This window comes from Acinetobacter sp. WCHAc060006, assembly GCF_004209135.1.
GTDB classification, from domain to species: Bacteria; Pseudomonadota; Gammaproteobacteria; order Pseudomonadales; family Moraxellaceae; genus Acinetobacter; species Acinetobacter cumulans.
In genome coordinates this window covers 74,532-93,826 of the sequence record NZ_SGSS01000001.1, presented here as the reverse complement: position 1 = coordinate 93,826, position 19,295 = coordinate 74,532, and the positions used below count along the sequence as shown (strand labels likewise).

The following is a 19,295-nucleotide window of genomic DNA, read 5'->3' as shown; positions in this document are numbered from 1 at the left end:
ATGTTATGGCCAAGCTTATCTAGCCATTTTGCAAGCATAAGGCTGCATAGAAAAAAGTCCCAAAACTGGGACTGATAATTTCTTAAAATGTTATTGTCATTCTTAGCGTTGATTGGCTGATTGAAATACTGTATTCAGTTGCTTTCCCCACTGCATACGGTATTGGTAAGTTAAAGTCAGTTTAGAGATCTTGATTAGCATAAGCATGCTAGATCTGCATTGTTAAAACGGATCGATTTTTTAGTCATCTTTATTGCTCCTTTTGCTGGGGTAAAATCAATTTATCTAAAAAATCTTAGCGAGTGAAATCATAAGAATTGCTTTATATAGCAGATCAAAACCTAAACAATTTTTCAGCAAAACTTAGTCCACTCTTTGCAAATAAGCATGCGTATAGCTCAGGAATTTCGCATATTAATTTGCACAGAAATACATTCAATCAACAAACTAAAACTTGAGAATTGCTAACAAAATCGGCACATTAAAAGCTTAATGCAGTCTATGGATAACTTTTTATATGCCAAGCCCAACACAATCTATACGACATAAACTGCTCAATACATTTTTTTCACGCCATTCTATTTGGTTCTTGTGTATTTTTATTTGTTTGTTGGTCACGTCATTCCATATTGGCTATGAGCCTCGCTATATTTATTATTTTGTTCCCAAAACCTTGCTCAATAGTGTTTGGGTTATCACGGCGATCTTAAGTTTGATTGGTTTGTATGACGTACTTCAAAATAAACACTCCATCTTAAAAAATTACCCAATCATGGGGCATTTTCGTTTTTTATTTGAAGAGTTCCGTCCTGAAATTCGCCAATATTTTATTGAAGCTGATCAAGATGCCCTTCCTTTCTCTCGCATGCAACGTAGCTTGGTTTACCAACGTGCAAAAAATGAAAATGCAGATAAACCCTTTGGTTCTATTTTAGATGTTTATCAGGATAATTATCGCTTCATTACCCATTCACTCAGCCCATGTAAACCTGCAAATCCTGCAGACTTTAGAATCAGCATTGGTGGGCCACAATGTACTCAACCTTATAGTGCATCAATTTTAAACATTTCAGCCATGAGCTTCGGAAGCTTAAGTGCTAATGCCATTCGTGCACTCAACAAAGGTGCACAGATGGGACAGTTTTACCATGACACAGGTGAAGGTAGCATTAGCCCATATCATTTAGAACATGGAGGCGATATTGTTTGGGAACTAGGAAGTGGCTATTTTGGTTGTTGCACACTAGATGGTCAATTTGACCCTGTTCGTTTTGCAGAACAAGCCAAACTTCCTCAAGTCAAAATGATTGAAATTAAGCTGTCTCAGGGCGCTAAACCTGGTCACGGTGGCATTTTGCCTAAAGATAAAATTTCTGCTGAAATTGCTCAAATCCGTGGTGTTAGTCGCGATCATGATTGCGTATCACCGTCAAGCCATCCTGCTTTTAGTACCCCCCTCGAATTGATGCATTTTATTCAACAATTACGAGAGCTTTCTAATGGTAAACCTGTAGGCTTTAAACTTTGCCTCGGCCAACCTTGGCAATTCATGGGTATTGTTAAAGCCATGCTTCAAACCCAAATTTTGCCAGATTTTATTGTGGTCGATGGCTCTGAAGGTGGCACTGGCGCAGCCCCTGTCGAGCTAATTAACTATATGGGTACACCGCTACGAGAAGGTCTACTCTTTGTACACAACAGCTTAGTTGGTGCTGGTTTACGCGATAAAATTAAAATTGGCGCCAGCGGTAAAATCATTAGTGCTTTTGATATTTCCAGTACAATGGCGATTGGCGCTGATTGGGTCAATTCTGCTCGTGGCTTTATGTTTGCCGTTGGTTGTATTCAAGCGCAGAGTTGCCACACCAACCAGTGCCCTGTGGGCGTTGCCACGCAAGACCCAGACCGCCAAAAAGCGATTCATGTACCTACCAAAGCAGAACGGGTCTATAACTTTCATAAAAACACCCTACATGGCTTGTCTGAAATGTTAGCCTCAGCCGGCTTAAGCCACCCAGCAGACTTAAAGGCACATCATTTAGCGCAGCGCATTAACGATCGTGAAATTAAAAACTATGCCCAGCTCCATTTTTGGCTAAAAGAGGGTGAACTTCTACACTGTGAGAATAAAGATCAAGAAAATTTTTATTATCGCATGTGGAATATGGCAAGCGCCGAGCGTTTTTAAATAACTGAATGGACATAAAAAAAGTAGCATATTGCTACTTTTTTTATGTTTTTGATCAACAAAAACTCAAGGCTAAACCTGCAACTTAGTAATAACTTTTACTGCTATTTGCATTTAAAAAAGCAGGAATTAAACCTGTTAGCGCAGCGCGAATATCTGCACGCTCGTTAATTAACTGATGAGAGCCTTCTTCTAACATGAGTAGCGTTTGTAAACGGAACTTACGGCGAATAAACTCAATATTGTAACGCCAGTCAACAGTCTGATCCTGCGCACCTTGTGCTAACCACACTGGAATGCGACATGCTGGACGATCTTCCATTTCCTGCATCCACTTCGACATTGCTAAAATCCAATCCATACCCATCATACGTGGCTGTAGTGGATCTTTTAGGCGTACAAAGCGTAAAAACTCAGGATTATGGTTATTGCGGCGAAAATGACGAGGCACTTCACGCTTAATACGGCGAATAATGCCCAAACCAACCGAATTGTGCCACCAAGCAGTTTTGGCTGGACGAATTAATGGCGATAACAACAATACGCGATCTACATACGGGTTTTCACGACGCTCAGCAAAGGCAAGCAAGTGATGCAACCAAATTGCGCCACCCGTGCTTTGACCAATGCCTAACCATGGCTGAGGCAATTGCGAAGCATGTTTTACATAACGGTATACGGCGTCTAATACGGCTTGGTAATGATCAAAATTTTGAATACTCGCAGGTGAGCCATTGCTTAAACCATGCCCAGGTAAGTCATAGGTCAAAATACTGTAGCCTTGCTCAAGTATTTCTCGAATTATCGGTTGATAAATACCGCTATGCTCTAAATAGCCATGCAATAAAAATACCGTCCCCTTACTCTGTTGACCTTGTTCTAATTTGGGTTGAAAGACCTGTACATGTAGCTTAAACAAAGGCATTTCAATTGCACCTTGCCAATGCTCACAATTCAAAGCATCTAAACCATACAAACGACGATAAGCTTGAATTTCCAAAGTCGGCGTATAAGGTCGATTTAAATTTAATTGTTCTAATAACAGAGGCGTAGTTTCACGGCTCGGTATAGGCAACTCTAATTGCTTTAAAATTGCAGGATTTAAAAAAGGTATATCAGACATTAAGGTACCTCCCTGCATTCTGTACCTACCCACATGTCGCGCATTGTCGCCAACATTTCATAATTGGCACGGCGACTATGGTCATAATTTTTTTCACTTGGGCGCCATCGGGTTAAATGCGTTGGCATTGGTGCTTCTATAGCGATTGTTTCAATGCCATTGAGTGCAAATAAACGTCGAGTTCTTGGCATGTGATAACGATCTGTAATGAGCATTACTGTAGGTGCACCACCTTTTTTCTGCAAGAGCAAAGAGCTAAACCGTGTATTTTCACAGGTATTCATACTACGGTCTTCAAGCAATTTGGCTTCTACACCACGCTCAGCCAACCAACGTTGCATATAAGGTGCTTCTACACCACTCAGTACAATTGGCAATTTATACTGCTGTTCTACTGTGAGCGTTTTTTCTAAACGTAAGCGTGTATAGTCATTTACAACAATATCTTTACCATTTTTATCGAGTGTTAAACCACCACCTAACACCACAATTGCATAAGGTTCAGATAAGTGCGCTGGCTTTGCTTGTGTGGCTTTTTTCTCATTTTCATTTTGGTTCTGAATCAGGGCAATATCTTTAAAAATTTCATCATCCACAGGCTCTGAAGCCGCCATTTCAACAGGATGTGTTTTTAAAAACTTAATATAATATTGCATCTGTTCATCATCAAGTTTTGCATTGAAATCAAAAACATTTGCCACTGTCGCTTCAGATGCACTACTTGCCTCTGCTTGATCAACCACAGGCGCCAATAATGGGACCTGAGGGCGATTTTTCTCTTCAACTTCTTTTTGAATGTCTTCTTCGATATTTTTTTGCAGTGCTTTATAACGTGCCTGTACCAACATCAAATCTTGTGCATTTTTAGTTTGGATCGCTTCTTCCATCACTTTTAAATACGCTTGACGTGCAATCCACATATCTGAGCCTGGCTCATAGCTTTCGTGGTCACTTAAAGAAGCCATTTTTTGACTTTTGGCAGCCACCTCATTCACTTCTACAGGTACAAAATAATTCAGTGCACGTACGATCAAACTAGAATAAAAAGGCGTATAAATAAAAACGATCAGACATCCGAAAAGCGCAAATAGTAAAGCGACTATTTGCACCAAACGGACTATCCATGGCGTTTTTTTCATTTTTTAGTCCTGATGTGAACGGATTAAACCTTGCTGACTAAACAACACAGGTTCAGGTTCTAAGTCAATTCCAAACTGATGATATACATCATTTTGTACAGCTTGATAGGTACGGCGTACATCGTGCAAAGTTGCATCAGCATAATTTACCAGCACCAAAGCTTGCTTATGAAACATTCCTACAACACCTAACTTTTTGCCTTTCCAACCCGCTTGATCAATTAGCCAGCCTGCTGCAATTTTGACCTGCCCATTCGCTTGAGGATAATGCGGTAAGTTAGGATGTTTTATTGCAATTGCTTCATAATCCTGCTGAGAAATGACTGGGTTTTTAAAAAAACTACCCACATTTGGAAATTCTTTAGGATCTGGTAATTTAGCTTGTCGAATATGAATCACCTGACGTTGTAAGTTTTCTGCGGTGAGCTCATCACCTACTGCTACTTTTAAATCACCATACTGTAATTTCAGTTCTGGTGTTTTCAACAGCTTAAATTGAACCGCACAGATAATGTAACGGTTTGGATCGTCTTTAAATACACTATGACGGTATGCAAAATCACAGTCTGCCGATGCAATACATGTAAATTTTTTCTGATTACGATCATAGACTTCAACCGTATCAATAAATTCACCTGCTTCAACACCATAAGCACCAATATTTTGTACAGGTGCCGCGCCTACAAGCCCAGGAATCAAAGCCAAATTTTGTAAGCCATACAACTGCTGTGTCGTCGTCCATAACACGAAGTCATGCCATACCTGACCAGCACCCACACACACCGTTCGGGTATGCTCATCTTCTACGAGAGTTTCAATCCCCATTATGTGCATGTGCAATACCAAAGCATTGATGTGCTCTGGCAGGAGCATATTACTGCCCCCTGAAAGTATAAATACATTCAGTTGCTCTGCCTCTGCAAAGGCCAATGCTTCTAACAGGTCTTGTTTTGAAGACACTTGAACATAATGAGAAGCAATCGAATTTAAATTGAGCGTATTAAAAGGCTTAAGTTGTACTTGAGTCTGGATATGCATATCGAATCTTAAACCTTAATATTTTAATTTTTTCTGAAGAACCTGAATCCAGGCACGACTGCTGGATTCACACTGGTCAAGTACCAACTCAAAACCATTTGCACCACCATAATACGGATCTGGAACAGCTTGTTCAAAAAAGTCAGGATCATGCTGACTCATGAGTGCAATATCAGCACGTAAGGCATTTGCACCAAACTCTTGCTGTGCTTGGATCTTTAAAGCTTGAATATTCGCTAAGTTTTCATAATCCATGGCAAGAATCAAATCGAATTCTACAAAATCTTGAGTTTTAAGCTGACGTGCACGTAAGGCAGACAAATCATAGCCACGCTTTTTAGCATGTTGCTGGCTTCTAGAATCTGGTGCCTTACCAGGATGGTAATTGCTGGTACCTGCAGAATCAATTGCAACATTCAAGTTCGCTTCATCACATAAGTGCCTGAACACAGCTTCAGCCGTAGGAGAGCGGCAAATATTACCTAGACAAACACATAACACCTGATAGGGCGTTTGGGATGACATAAGAACCTCAATGTTACTTTTATTTCAAGCATCTTATGTTAAGTTATTTAAAGGATGAATCCTATATCAACCCTCAACAATAATGCGCATTTAGATATAAAAATTAAGGATAAAGTCATGAGCCAATTTCAGTTTCAAACGGTGAGTAATATTATTTCGGGGTTGGGCTCAATTCTTGAGCTTAAAAACCTGCTCCATGACTTTAACCCGAAGCGCGTATTAATTGTGACTGATCCAGGTATGTTGCTTCATCAGTTGCATTTACCCATTGTCGAAATATTGGAAACGCTTAAACAAGACTATGTAATTTATGCCAATGTACAAGCAGACCCTCCTGAGCATTTGGTCCTCGATGCAGTACAATTTGCACAAAATGAAAAAATTGATCTCGTACTTGGCTTTGGCGGCGGTAGTTCTTTAGATGTGGCTAAAGTGATTGCGATCTTAGCGCACCCTCAACAGCATCAAACTATTCAAGACCTATACGGTGTAGGCAATGCCAAGCGACCACGCCTGCCTCTGATCTTAGTTCCAACCACGGCAGGAACCGGTTCAGAAGTTACTCCTATTTCTATCGTCACCACAGGTGAAACCACCAAAACTGGCATTGTTTCGCCTGTGTTATATGCAGATGTCGCTATTTTGGATGCTCACTTTACGCAAAATTTACCTGCTTCAATTACAGCTGCCACAGGTATAGATGCTATGGTGCATGCCATCGAAGCTTACACTTCTAAAATAAAGAAAAATCCTTATGCAGATATGTTGGCCAAGCAAGCGCTTCGCTTATTAAATAAAAATCTTCCGTTGGTACTCAACGATGGAAATAATCTTGAAGCACGACAAAACATGCTGGTTGGCTCAATGCTCGCTGGACAAGCATTTGCGAATGCACCCGTAGGTGCAGTACATGCCTTAGCCTATCCGCTTGGTGGGCATTTTCACATTTCACATGGACATAGCAATGCTTTAGTACTGACTGAAGTTCTAAAATTTAACGCACCAGAAGCCAAAGGCCATTACGCAGAGCTTATGCAATGGCTTGACCCTTATAGCACTGGATGTACAGCAGGCTTATGTGATTTATTTATTGATCACATGCAAAACCATCTAGATCAGAGTGGTTTAACGCTTAAATTGCAACAGCTCGATATTCCACATACCAAATTAACTGAGTTGGCTACTGATGCCATGTTGCAAACTCGGCTCCTACAAAACAACCCACGCCCCTTACAACAACAGGATGCTCTACAGATTTACAACGCAATTTACGCTTAAATAATAATTTATGACTGTCTAGCTGTGATGAATTCGACAGTCCTACACTTTTACTGTTTATTAAATCAGTGAAATGGCGATTTATTTATACATTCGAATTCAACACATTAGATGTTGATTAAAAATCAATCACAACAAACCATATTGTTTTTAAACAATTTTTATTACTTTTATATTTTTAAATAGCTTCATTTACATTGTAATTTTTCTTATTTATTAAGCTTTTTCATGTATTAACTGCATACACTTATATCTAAAACCACTTCAGGATTTGAAATGGTATGACGCAATACAGACTAAGGAAAAGCAAATGAATCATATTAAAAAATCAGCATTATTGGTCGCACTATGTGGTGCAATGCCTTTGGTTCATGCCTCTACATCTGATGGAAAAACATGGGCTGTTTCAGCAGGCTGGTTGCACATCATGCCTCAAAGTAGCGCGCAAGGTGTTTCAGGAAGTACAACAGATAAAACACCTATTTTAGGCGCTCAACAGGCCTCCTCTCCAAATGCTGGCTTTGAAGTACAAAATGCGGATACTGCTGGCTTAATGCTTGATTACTTTGTTAATGACAATGTTTCTCTCGAACTAGTTTTAGGTGCACCGCCAAAAATGGATTTATCTGGTAAAGGTGAAATTAGCCTCCCAGTTGTTGGATCAGTCGCAAACTTAGAGCAATTTAATAAAATTGCAACAACAGATGCATATACCCCAACCTTCACTGCACGCTATCACTTTGGCTCAATTAATAACCGTATTCGGCCTTATGTGGGCGCAGGTGTAATGTACGCACATTTCAGCAATGTAAAAGCAGATCCTGCCATCAATACAGAACTACAGACGCATAATCCGCTTGTAGGTGGTTTACTTAAACCTGAATTAGGCAAAATTAAAGTCGATGATGCTTTTGCACCCGTTGCTACGGTAGGTGTTGATGTGAATTTGACTAAAAATTGGTTTGGTACGGCGTCTGTCAGCTATGCTCATCTCTCGACAGATGCAAAACTTAATGTCATTGGTAATAGCAACACAGGTGACCGTGACACGGTGTTACTTGGATCAAGTAAAATTGAAATTAATCCCGTTGTCACCTACTTAGGCCTTGGCTATCGTTTCTAACTCAAAAATACAGAAAAAATTATTGTTTTAATTTTTAAGCTTTCATTTTGCCATAGCCATTCAAATTGCTTGAATGGCTTTTTTTTTACTTGAATAAACTGGCGTAGCAAAGTAAAAACACATAATGCTTGATAACAATACCGACCCAAATGAAACCAACGATCAGACAACGCAATCAATATCGCTTTATATTTCCTATTCAAACCCGCTGGGCAGATAACGACTTGTACGGGCATGTCAATAACGTCACCTATTACAGTTACTTTGACACAGCAGCCAATGCCTTATTAATTCAAAAAGCGGGCTTTAATATTCACCACTCTCCCATCATAGGTCTAGTGGTGAGCTCTTCTTGCAACTTTATGCAAGAACTCAGTTACCCTGAGATTATTGAAGTCGGTGTTGCCATTCAAAAAATTGGAAACTCCTCTTTAAGCTATGACTTGGCAATTTTTAAACAAGGACAAAATCACGCTGCTGCACAAGGTAATTTTGTACATGTTTTTGTTGAACGTGAACATAAAAAAAGCACCCCGATTCCACCAGAAATGCGAGATGCCTTAAAACACTATCTAATTGATTTAATTAATGAAGAATAATGTATTCCACCTGATTATTTCAGTTGAATATTATGTAGTTCACCATTAAATGCTTGGATTAAAGATTTCACGGTAGGCTCACTATGCAATAACTCTGAGGCGCGAACATACGCTTGCTCTTTACGTGCATTTAACAACACATAAGGCGTACGCTCACTCACATCGCCATACACCACATTAAAGCGTGTTGCTGGCCAAGCACTGTGTAATGCTTGCTCCAACAGGTGTTGCATTTGAGTCAGCAACTGTTCATATTTTTTAGGAATATGGAAGTTGCTCTCACCATCAATTGTGCCAATCATCACCCCATGTTGTGCTAACTCCTGTACAGCAGGTGACAAATCACTATGACGGAACCAGTATTCCCACTTATCGACTGTCCATTCACCTTGTAGGTCTTGTACAGGCAGTTTCAAAATATCCTGTGGCATAAGATGGCTAACAGATGCAGATGATACCGTGACTGAGTTTTGAGGTTGCTGTACTATTTCTTCCTGTACAAAACTTTCTACTACAGCTGCAACTGTCATGTCTTGTGCAAATAAACCAGCCTCTGCACCGTCTTGATCTGGCTCAGCTTGCGCTTCAGTTACAGGGCTATTTTTAATAACCGTTTCTAAGGGAGCAATAGATTCAAAGGCATAATCAGGTGTTAGATCTACAACTTGATCCCCCCCTGCCAAAGCATCTAAACCAAATAATGTTTCACCATTCGATGGATCAAAAATAATTTGATTTTGATCAGGCGACTGTATTTGATCTATCTGTGATGCATCCGCATTTTGCGTATGTGCTTCAGAGCTTATTTGAACATCGACTAGAACCTCAGACTCTAGCTGATGTTTCGTACCTTCAGGCTCTGGAGACAGCTCAAATTCAGCTTCATCCAAAAAATCATCTGATGAAGGCTCATTCACAGTTGCTTGCGATCTAAAGTCATCTTGCTCGTCATCATATTCATCAGAGAAAAAACCATCAGAATTTAGCGCTTCGTTTTTTTCATCCTGCGTTAAAGGGGCATCTGTTGCTAATGGTGATGCATGTGCTTCTGTTTGATCGCTTTGAGGTGTTAGCGCTTCGCTTACAGCTGCTGGTTCAACATGTGCAACTGGTTGAGCTGTTTGTACTGGTGCTGATGCAGATATTTCACTCGGTTGCATTGGGCGGAAAGCAAGCAAACGTAGCACGGTCATTTCAAAACCCTGCTCTTGTGTCACTGCTAGCTGTAGATCAGCTCGACCTTTACAAGCAATTTGATAATATAATTGCAAATCTTGTGCTGTGACTTGCGCTGATAAACGCATAATTTTTTGGTTAATTTCAGCACTGTATTTTAAAGCTAAATCTGGCAAATACTGTAGTAATGCCAATTCATGCAGTGTCGAAATCAATTGATCCAGCACCATAGAAACATCAAGTGCTTGCTGGCGGAATTGCATTAACAACTGGCTAATCCGCGCTTGCTGATTTTGATGTATCGCTAAAATCAAATCATAAATAATCGTACGATCAATCAGACCCAACATGTCTTTGACATCTTGGTGATGAATAGCACCCTGCCCATAAGCAATTGCTTGGTCTGTCAATGACATCGCATCACGAAGTGAGCCTTGCGCAGACTCTGCAATTTGCCAAATCGCATCCTGCTCTGCTTCGATGCTTTCTTTGTGTAACACATCGGTTAAATGCGTTGTAATTTCATCTACAGCCAGCGGACGTAAGGTAAATTGCAAGCAACGCGAAATGACGGTAATTGGCAATTTTTGTGGATCTGTCGTCGCAAACAGGAATTTTACATGCTCAGGCGGTTCTTCCAGCGTTTTCAAAAGTGCGTTAAATGAATGCGTAGACAGCATGTGCACTTCGTCAATCAGATAAACCTTAAAGCGTCCTTGCGTAGGCGCATAAGGAACATTATCTAAAAGTTCACGTGTATCTTCTACTTTTGTACGCGATGCTGCATCAATTTCAATCAGGTCGATAAAACGCCCTTCATTGACAGACTTACAGGTCGCACAAACTTCACATGGCGTAGAAGTAATCCCTGTTTCACAGTTCAAGCATTTCGCTAAAATACGCGCAATTGTGGTTTTACCTACACCGCGAGTCCCTGTAAACAAATAGGCATGATGTAGGCGACCACGGTCTAAAGCGCTGGTTAATGCGCGTGAGACATGGTTTTGGCCAACCAGTTCATTAAAATTGCGTGGACGGTATTTTCGCGCAAGTACTTGATACATGTATGCTCCTTTTCACATGCATAAGGATACTGTTTTTTTGACGAAGAGTGAATGCGCTTCTTGACTCACTGTGGCTATATCACTCAATTTATTTCAATTGCGGCCGATTGGCGGTTTTCCTGTTTTATCATTCTGGTTTAAGCGGTAAAAATAACAGGCTCAATAACTTAAAAGATACTTGATGATTTTCCAATTCAGCCACAGCCCACCATGGGATTTGGTAAGTCTGAGGATTATTTTGCAATATCTGATGTAAAGTATCCGTCAGCTGATGTAGCTAACTGATTCAATCGATATTCAGCTTAAAATCATTTTTTAATCAGTGCTTACTTTGGCTCAATATGTAGATTTAGGCACGTTCAAGTAAAAAGTTATCTTGCGCATCATAAGGTTGCGCGGTGTCATTCTTCAAAATTTCTAACTGTTTATTTGCTAAATTAACATACAGCAAATTACGACTTTCTACATTCACCAGCTCTAATTTAGTCTTTTCTGGATTATGAAATTTCATCGCGCCATGTAGTAAAGCTGGCTGGTCATTTCCACTCATGCTTTGACGATCTAAGGTATAGGTCATATCAGCATTTAAAGTTAGTTTAACCGCCATTCCCTCACAATCTTCACACAATGCGCTACAACTCATGCATGGCGTATGCCCGCTATAACTACCAACCCAAGCTGGGACGATGTGTTTCACTTGCACAGCCTCTGTTTGCTTTACAGTCGTCTCGGAGGCACGCTCACAACCCACCAAACCAGTCACAGTCAAACTAGAAAGAGAAACTAAGGGAATTAAGATCGACTTATTCATGTGTTGCCTGCCTGTCATACATTCGGCGGGAAAAATAGCACAAACAAACCGATACGTCGTCCATTAATGTACAGCATGTGCAATTAAAGCCAGCCTTTCCGCCCTTTTAGCACACGGTCTGCACAGCGGAGTGTTTCCTGCGTCAGCGCCCATAAACGGTAATCCCCCGTCAGTGAGCCTGTTGGAAAGTTATGTGTATATGCAAAGCTTAAATCACGCTCTGGGTCACACCATGCACCTGAGCCATTAAAACCAATATGACCAAAACCATTGGATGATTTTCCTAAACTCAGTACTCGGTGATAGCCCAGTCGCCAATGCATCGGCAATGGCATAATTCGGTCACGCTTTTTACTCTGGATTGTACTTAGTACTCGATACACTTCCGGTTTAATCAACTTTTGACCATTCCATACACCATTATTTGCCAGCATGGCATATATCTTAGCCAAACTTCCTGCTGTAAAAGCACCATTGGCTGCCGGAATGATGGCCTGAATGCCCTCATTACTAAAGAAACTAAAGTGCTTCATGCTTTTAGGAATCATTGCGTCCTGAAAATCTTGCGGATTCTGGCCACTCAACTCAATCAACTTATCCATCGGTGATGTCTTACGCTGTTTCGAGTGATCTGAAGATTTTTGTGGCTGCGCTACATTTGAACGTGGCGCTTTGGGCAATGGACGAGCTACGCGCTCAAACTGATCCTGCGGTACACCAAAATACGCGCCGTCCAAAGCCAAAGGTCCGACCAAATACTGTTGCATTAACTCAGATAAACTTCGCTTGGTCGCTTTTTCCAGTACACCACCCACCAGCCAGCCAAAGGTTAGAGGCTGATATGCCATGTCTTCACCCAAACCAAAACGTGGCGTCATATTTTCCATTACTTGGAGCATGTGTTGCCAATCTGCCATTTCAACGGCCTGATCAATATTATTACGGATGTCATATAAACCGCTTTGATGGCTCAAGATATGTCTAAGCGTTATATGAGATTTACCATTTTTTGCAAATTCAGGCCAATAATTAGCAATTGGTACGTCATAGTCAATAAAGCCTTCACTGACTAAAATATGCGCCAAGGTTGAGAGCACACCCTTACCTGTGGAATAGCAGATTGAAAGTGTATCTGACTGCCATTTTTCATCTGCCGATTTTTGACCTGTAAAAATATCCAGTACTTTATGCCCCTTAAAATAGACACATAGCGCAGCGCCACCTTGCGTGCTACGCGCATCCTGTAAGCGACTAAACAGCTTTGCTGCATCTTGAAAAGATGCATCAGCTTCACCTGAATAATGATCAGTACTTGCAAATAAAACTTCTTTGAGCTGGTTCATATCCTTTGAACTCCAATGCTATAAGGCATAAATGATATGACATATTTTCGGACAGAAAAAAAGCCTGATGCAATGAAGACATCAGGCTTTTTTGGCTTATAGCGCTGTGACTGTACCCGTCACATGCGGTTTTTTATTTTTTGCACTACGAATCATAAAGTCTGTTTCAGATGAATTCGCCGCAGTTAAAAATTCTACTTTTGACGGCAGGTACATCGGCAGTTTAAACCAAACATCTGCATCATACGCATCTGGCAGGCTTAAATTCGCCAATGCTTTCGCTTTGCTCCACATACCATGTGCAATGGCTTGTTTAAAGCCAAATGCTTTTGCTGTAACAGCATGAATATGAATCAGGTTAAAATCACCAGAGGTCATTGCATAACGACGTCCTGTATTTTCAGAAACCCCCCACTCCGCAACCAGCTGATAGTTTGGTGTTTTGCTCTCAGCCGTTTTTGCTGCAGCTTTTACATCGGTTTTTTGACGCGCTAAATAAGTGGTCAGCGACTCTACAACAACATCATTACCTACTTTTGCAGTGGTAATAAAGTCAAACTGTACGCCTTTATCATGCGGCTTTAATTCGCCAAACTTGCAAGACAGGCTTAGCTGTTCATTTACACCGACTTTACGGGTTTGCTTCACTTGGTTACGAATGTGCACCAAGCCTAAAATTGCAAATGGAAATGCTTCGGTAGTCATCATGTGCATTTGCAGGCTTTGCGACAGCACCGCCAAGTAAATTGCAGGAATATAGCCGTTGTTTTTAAAACCGCAAACTTCGTTATACGCTTTTAAGTGTTTTGCATCGACTTGAAATGAATCCACCACATATTCAACTTGCGGCAGCACTTTTTCACCTTTCGGCTTTTTAAAAATCAAGCCTTGGATGACTTTTGGATAAGCCAAATAAGGTTTTGGAAGTTGACTAAAATGGCGAGTATTCATACTGAACCTTTGAGAAGTTTTTATTTCAATGTCTTAAAAGCCCCTTCTCCCTCTGGGAGAAGGCTGGGATGAGGGTAGCCTCATGTCCCTTTATAGTAAATTTTACCTCTCCCTAGCCCTCTCCTTAAAGGAGAGGGAATTTTAAGAGGGATGCATTAAGCCCCTAACAGGCTTTGACCGCAAACACGTACTACGTTGCCATTTAGACCTGTAGATGCAGTTGAAGCAAACAATGCAATCGTCTCTGCAACATCGACTGGCAAACCGCCTTGACTCATCGAGTTCATACGGCGACCCGCTTCACGGATTGCAAATGGAATAGCAGCGGTCATTTGCGTTTCAATGAAACCTGGCGCAACGGCATTAATGGTCACACCATTAGTTAGTGTAGGTGCTGTAAATTTAACCACACCAATTACACCTGCTTTAGAAGCAGCATAGTTAGTTTGACCCAAATTACCTGCGATGCCTGAAATAGACGATACACAAACAATACGGCCATTCGCATTAAAACCGTCATTCGCTAACAAATAGTCATTCACACGTTCAATGGCAGACAAGTTGATGTTAATTACCAAGTCCCAAAGCTCAGGCTTCATATTTGCCAAAGTTTTGTCGCGAGTAATACCTGCGTTATGCACAATAATATCTAAACCGCCTTGCGCAGCTGCCGCAGCTTTAATTTTTTCGCCTGCATCGCCTGCTGTAATATCAATCGCAAGCGTTGAACCGCCAATTGCACCAGCTACACGGTCAAGGTCAGCTTGCTGCTGCGGAACGTCTAAACAAATCACATGCGCGCCATCACGTGAAAGTACATGCGCAATCGCTTCACCAATACCACGGCTCGCACCTGTCACAACAGCTGTTTTACCTGCAAGTGGCTTAGTCCAATCAATATCTACTGTGTCCGCTTTCGACACACGGATCACTTGACCTGAAACATAAGCTGAACGCGGTGAAATCGCGAAACGAAGCGCAGATTCTAGGTTTGCTTCAGCACCTGCATCTACATAGACCAAATTAGCCGCAATGCCTTTTTTGAATTCTTTACCTACAGATTTTACAAAACCTTCAAGCGCACGCTGTGCAATCGCCTGTTTTGCAGTTTTTGCAGTTTCAGGTGTAAGACCTACAACCACCACACGGCCAGAGGCTTGAACTTGGCGTGCAATTGGGTTGAAAAATGCATATAGCTCATGAAGCTGTTCTGAGTTTTCAATGCCCGATGCATCAAATACAACCACTTTAAATTTTGATTCTTTGTCGCCTTCATTAAATGCGCTTAGGTTCAAACCTGCTTTTGCCGCTGCCTGTTGCAATTCTGCATTATTGCCTGCATAACCATTTGCATGCACATTTGCCAAAACTTGAGCAATAGAACCAGCCAAAGTGCTGTTTGGCGCAGCGCCGACTAAAATAGCGCCTTTCACCACAGGAGAAGCAGATTCAAAACGCTCTAGGAAAGTCGGTGCTGGCAATCCTAAATTTTTAATGACAAATTTACCAATTGGAGATTTTGAAAATGCTTGGTATTGGTCAGTCATGTTTGTATCTCTCGAATAAATTAATTTTTTGATGGCTTTGAAGATATCCTTTAAACTTCAATATGATGTTATTGGCCTTATATTTCAATAGATCCACCAGTTTCCATTGAATCATACTTGAGTTAATGTAGATATGACTTGACCTGAATGCATTCTGCAATGTCATTCCAGTCAATTCAGCACTGCTGAGTTTATGATAATGTAGCCTTCAGAAACACTTTTACATGCTTGGAAAAGCCTTATGAGCAAGACTACTCAAGAAAATCCAGCAGTCGAAACTTCTGCTGAACAAGATGTGTCAAAACCATCAAAAACCGCATCTAGCCGCACCGCTCGAAAAACCAGTACAACGGCCAAATCAGCAGCAAGCGCTAAACCTGCCAGCACACGCTCAGCAGCGCCGCGTAGCAGCAGTAAAAGTACAGCGTCTAAAACTACAGCTTCAAAACAAACAACTCAAACTTCTGTTCAACAGGAAAAACACATGAGCCAAAATTCAGTTCGCCGCGTAGCAATCATTGGCGGTAACCGCATTCCATTTGCACGTTCAAATGGCGCTTTTTTCACAGCTTCTAACACTGACATGTTTACAGCTGCTTTAAATGGCTTGGTTGAACGTTTCAACCTGCAAGGTCAACGCTTAGGCGAAGTTGTTGCAGGCGCAGTTTTAAAACACAGCCGTGACTTTAACATGACACGTGAATGCGTATTAAATACTGAACTTGCTCCAGAAACACCTGCTTACGATATTCAACAAGCATGCGGTACTGGCTTGCAAGCTGCATTCCTTGTAGCAAACAAAATTGCTTTAGGTCAAATTGACGTAGGCGTTGCTGGCGGTGTAGATACGACATCTGATGCGCCAATCGCATTTGGTGATGGCTTACGTAAAGCATTGCTTGAATTAAACATTGCAAAAACGGGTAAAGAGCGCCTGAAAGCATTAACGAAAATTAATGTCAAAGATTTGATGGATGCACCTAAGAATGGTGAACCACGTACTGGCCTTTCTATGGGTGACCACCAAGCGATTACAGCGCTTGAATGGGGTATTCCACGCGAAGCGCAAGATGAACTTGCTGCGACGTCTCATCAAAAAATGGCGAAAGCATACGAAGAAGGTTTCTTCGATGACCTGATCACGCCATTCCTTGGTTTAGACCGTGACAACAACTTGCGTCCAGATTCATCTGTAGAAAAACTTGCGAAACTTAAGCCAGTATTTGGTAAAGGTGACGGCCGTACAATGACTGCGGGTAACTCTACGCCACTTACTGACGGCGCATCTTGTGTGCTTTTAGCTTCTGAAGAATGGGCGAAAGCAAATGGTCACGAAGTATTAGCTTACTTAACTTTCCAAGAAACTGCTGCTGTAGATTTTGTTGGCAAGAAAGAAGGCCTATTGATGGCGCCTGCTTATGCAGTACCGCGTATGCTTGAGCGTGCTGGCATTAGCCTTCAAGATTTCGACTACTATGAAATTCATGAAGCTTTTGCATCTCAAGTATTGTCTACACTTAAAGCTTGGGAAGATCCTAAATTCTGTAAAGAACGTTTAGGCCTAGATGCGCCATTAGGTTCAATTGACCGCACTAAATTAAACGTTAAAGGTTCTTCACTTGCTGCAGGTCATCCATTTGCTGCAACTGGCGGACGTATTTTAGCAACGGCTGCAAAACTGCTAAATGAAAAAGGTTCAGGTCGCGTATTAATCTCGATCTGTGCTGCTGGTGGCCAAGGCGTAACAGCAATTGTAGAAAAATAATTTGCATAATAGATTTTAAAAAGCACCTCAATTGAGGTGCTTTTTTATTTTTACAATATTTCTTGATGTACTCACTCTTTTGCGCTGTCCATTATGAAGATCTATGCGCAGGCTGATAGCCTAATTGAGCTTCAATGTAGTCATAACACCATTGGAAAATAAAGGTATAAACCAAAATACACATTGTAAGTACTAAATCAGTGATAAAGGCTTGGGCTAAAGACATATTCAGCGCATACGCCACCATAGGGATAGTCGCAAGCATTAAACCGCCCTCAAAACCAATTGCATGCAAAATACGCACACCTACTGTTCTTTTCAGTTTACGTTTTGCTTCAAATTTTTCAAAAAAATGGTTAAAAATCATATTCCAAATTACAGAGGTTACAGCCATAGCAATGCCCAAAGTGCCTGTAACTTCCATTGGCATTTTAAAAATAAAACTCAGCGCAATTGCAATGATCACCAATAGGATAATTTCATAGCTCAGCGCATGAACAATCCTTCTCTTGGAAATCAACATTTTCAACTACTCAACTTGTTTGTTTAAGATGAGCCTATTTTATTTGTATATTTTTGATTGATCGAGTTAGCTTCTTTCAATTTATTTGATAGATTAACGTAAATTTAGCTTCACAAGAGATTCCTATGAATCTGAACCAAGAACAATTGATTATTTTTAAAAAAGTCATGGAAACAGGTTCTTTTTCTGCCGCTGCGCGGGCTTTAGGAAAAGTACCTTCTGCTGTCAGCATGTCCATTGCCAACTTAGAAATTGATTTAAATCTGCAGCTGTTTGAACGTATTGGCCGTGAGCCAGTCCCTACTTCACATGCAAAAATATTATATGAAAAAGCTGAACAGCTACTCATCGAAATGAATCAATGGAAACAGCTTGCACGGTCGCTCAGCACGGGACTTGAATCTGAATTGAATATTGTTGTCGTATCTGAGCTACTGCATACCCGCTGGACGGATTATATTGCTGCACTGGAAGCCCAATTTCCCACACTGCAAATTAATATCTTTACAGCCCCCCAAGAAGATGCACAAAAAATGCTGATCAATGGCACGGCACAATTTGCATTGATGTTTGAACGTGAACAGCTTGAAAGCAATGAGCAGTTCATTGAACTTAAACAACAAGCTTTGATTCCTGTGGCAGCGAAGAACTACGCCCTTGCACAATTTACACAGCAAAGTTTTGAACAAATTTTACAAAGTAGACAAATTGTCGTTGCCAGTCGTGACCGCAATATTCGGCCTGAACTCTTATTTTCAAAAAATTACTGGCGTACAGACAACCATCACTCAGCCTGTGCCATGATTTTACAAAACCTTGGCTGGGGAGTTTTACCTGTCGAAATGCTGGATGAAAATCCATTTCTGAAAAAACAACTTAAAGTTTTAAACTTTTCAGATTTCACCCCAAAGTTTGATTATTTTGTAGATTTGGTATGGAATCGAGAAAGCCTTCAGGGCACGGCTGCGCGTTTTTTAATAGATTATGTAAAAAAACTGCGTAAAAACACCGTTTAAATGTCTTAAAAATAGCCACAGGCACTTTTGCTGTACAGTCTTTATGATATAACTAAATCAAGGGCAATAACTTTAAGAACTAGATT

General features: G+C 40.9%; 16 protein-coding genes. 6 read left to right on the top strand and 10 right to left on the bottom strand.

Features of this window, described 5'->3' with window-relative positions; genetic code table 11:
• The first annotated feature begins 517 nt into the window (after positions 1 to 517).
• Positions 518 to 2,188, top strand: a complete 1,671-nt coding sequence (locus EXE29_RS00455) for an FMN-binding glutamate synthase family protein (protein ID WP_120363624.1) — start codon at positions 518 to 520, stop codon at positions 2,186 to 2,188.
• Between the two features lie 85 nt (positions 2,189 to 2,273).
• On the opposite strand, the gene EXE29_RS00450 is transcribed toward EXE29_RS00455, so the two are convergent.
• Genes EXE29_RS00450 through EXE29_RS00435 form a run of 4 tightly spaced genes read right to left on the bottom strand, consistent with a single transcriptional unit; the run spans position 2,274 to position 6,013 of the window.
• Entirely contained in the window at positions 2,274 to 3,311 is a 1,038-nt protein-coding gene (locus tag EXE29_RS00450; protein ID WP_106984901.1) for an alpha/beta hydrolase, read from the bottom strand.
• Positions 3,311 to 4,450 carry a YdcF family protein gene (locus EXE29_RS00445; protein ID WP_120363623.1) on the bottom strand — a complete coding sequence of 380 codons (1,140 nt, stop codon included), beginning with the start codon at positions 4,448 to 4,450 and terminating at the stop codon, positions 3,311 to 3,313. Before EXE29_RS00445 ends, EXE29_RS00450 begins: the two co-directional genes overlap by 1 nt.
• A 3-nt stretch (positions 4,451 to 4,453) precedes the next feature.
• Positions 4,454 to 5,488: a UDP-N-acetylmuramate dehydrogenase gene (gene murB, locus EXE29_RS00440; protein ID WP_120363622.1), complete on the bottom strand. Its 1,035-nt coding sequence runs from the start codon at positions 5,486 to 5,488 to the stop codon at positions 4,454 to 4,456.
• A 15-nt stretch (positions 5,489 to 5,503) separates the two neighbouring features.
• Positions 5,504 to 6,013, bottom strand: coding sequence for a low molecular weight protein-tyrosine-phosphatase (locus EXE29_RS00435; protein WP_106984904.1), 510 nt, complete (start codon positions 6,011 to 6,013; stop codon positions 5,504 to 5,506).
• A 117-nt stretch (positions 6,014 to 6,130) separates the two neighbouring features.
• Here EXE29_RS00435 and EXE29_RS00430 point away from each other — a divergent pair, with 117 nt between their 5' ends.
• The 3 genes from EXE29_RS00430 to EXE29_RS00420 all read left to right on the top strand — a co-directional run bounded on the left by EXE29_RS00430 (position 6,131) and on the right by EXE29_RS00420 (position 9,013).
• On the top strand, positions 6,131 to 7,291 hold the full coding sequence (locus EXE29_RS00430; RefSeq protein ID WP_120363621.1) for an iron-containing alcohol dehydrogenase: 1,161 nt from the start codon (positions 6,131 to 6,133) through the stop codon (positions 7,289 to 7,291).
• A 310-nt stretch (positions 7,292 to 7,601) separates the two neighbouring features.
• Positions 7,602 to 8,414, top strand: a complete 813-nt coding sequence (locus tag EXE29_RS00425) for an OmpW/AlkL family protein (protein WP_106984906.1) — start codon at positions 7,602 to 7,604, stop codon at positions 8,412 to 8,414.
• Positions 8,415 to 8,563: 149 nt separating this feature from the next.
• Positions 8,564 to 9,013: an acyl-CoA thioesterase gene (locus EXE29_RS00420; protein ID WP_120363619.1), complete on the top strand. Its 450-nt coding sequence runs from the start codon at positions 8,564 to 8,566 to the stop codon at positions 9,011 to 9,013.
• A gap of 14 nt (positions 9,014 to 9,027) precedes the next feature.
• Here the strand turns inward: EXE29_RS00420 and dnaX are convergent, their stop codons facing one another.
• The 5 genes from dnaX to EXE29_RS00395 form a co-directional block, all read right to left on the bottom strand.
• Positions 9,028 to 11,253 carry a DNA polymerase III subunit gamma/tau gene (gene dnaX, locus EXE29_RS00415; protein WP_120363618.1) on the bottom strand — a complete coding sequence of 742 codons (2,226 nt, stop codon included), beginning with the start codon at positions 11,251 to 11,253 and terminating at the stop codon, positions 9,028 to 9,030.
• A 349-nt stretch (positions 11,254 to 11,602) separates the two neighbouring features.
• Positions 11,603 to 12,064, bottom strand: coding sequence for a copper resistance protein NlpE N-terminal domain-containing protein (locus tag EXE29_RS00410; RefSeq protein WP_117007594.1), 462 nt, complete (start codon positions 12,062 to 12,064; stop codon positions 11,603 to 11,605).
• Between the two features lie 83 nt (positions 12,065 to 12,147).
• Positions 12,148 to 13,407 carry a serine hydrolase domain-containing protein gene (locus tag EXE29_RS00405; RefSeq protein ID WP_120363617.1) on the bottom strand — a complete coding sequence of 420 codons (1,260 nt, stop codon included), beginning with the start codon at positions 13,405 to 13,407 and terminating at the stop codon, positions 12,148 to 12,150.
• A 96-nt stretch (positions 13,408 to 13,503) separates the two neighbouring features.
• The gene (locus EXE29_RS00400) at positions 13,504 to 14,358 is read right to left on the bottom strand and encodes a MaoC family dehydratase (protein ID WP_120363616.1); all 855 of its coding nucleotides are present in this window, start codon (positions 14,356 to 14,358) and stop codon (positions 13,504 to 13,506) included.
• A 155-nt stretch (positions 14,359 to 14,513) separates the two neighbouring features.
• A complete protein-coding gene (locus tag EXE29_RS00395; RefSeq protein ID WP_120363615.1) occupies positions 14,514 to 15,905 on the bottom strand; it encodes a 3-oxoacyl-ACP reductase in 1,392 nt (463 codons plus the stop codon).
• Between the two features lie 241 nt (positions 15,906 to 16,146).
• Between EXE29_RS00395 and EXE29_RS00390 the strand changes: the two genes are divergently transcribed.
• Positions 16,147 to 17,670, top strand: coding sequence for an acetyl-CoA C-acetyltransferase (locus EXE29_RS00390; protein WP_120363614.1), 1,524 nt, complete (start codon positions 16,147 to 16,149; stop codon positions 17,668 to 17,670).
• A 91-nt stretch (positions 17,671 to 17,761) separates the two neighbouring features.
• Here EXE29_RS00390 and aceI read toward each other — a convergent pair whose 3' ends face one another.
• Positions 17,762 to 18,193, bottom strand: a complete 432-nt coding sequence (gene aceI, locus EXE29_RS00385; protein ID WP_120363613.1) for a chlorhexidine efflux PACE transporter AceI — start codon at positions 18,191 to 18,193, stop codon at positions 17,762 to 17,764.
• 125 nt (positions 18,194 to 18,318) lie between these two features.
• Here aceI and aceR point away from each other — a divergent pair, with 125 nt between their 5' ends.
• Positions 18,319 to 19,209, top strand: coding sequence for an HTH-type transcriptional regulator AceR (gene aceR / locus EXE29_RS00380; protein WP_117007588.1), 891 nt, complete (start codon positions 18,319 to 18,321; stop codon positions 19,207 to 19,209).
• Positions 19,210 to 19,295 lie beyond the last annotated feature (86 nt).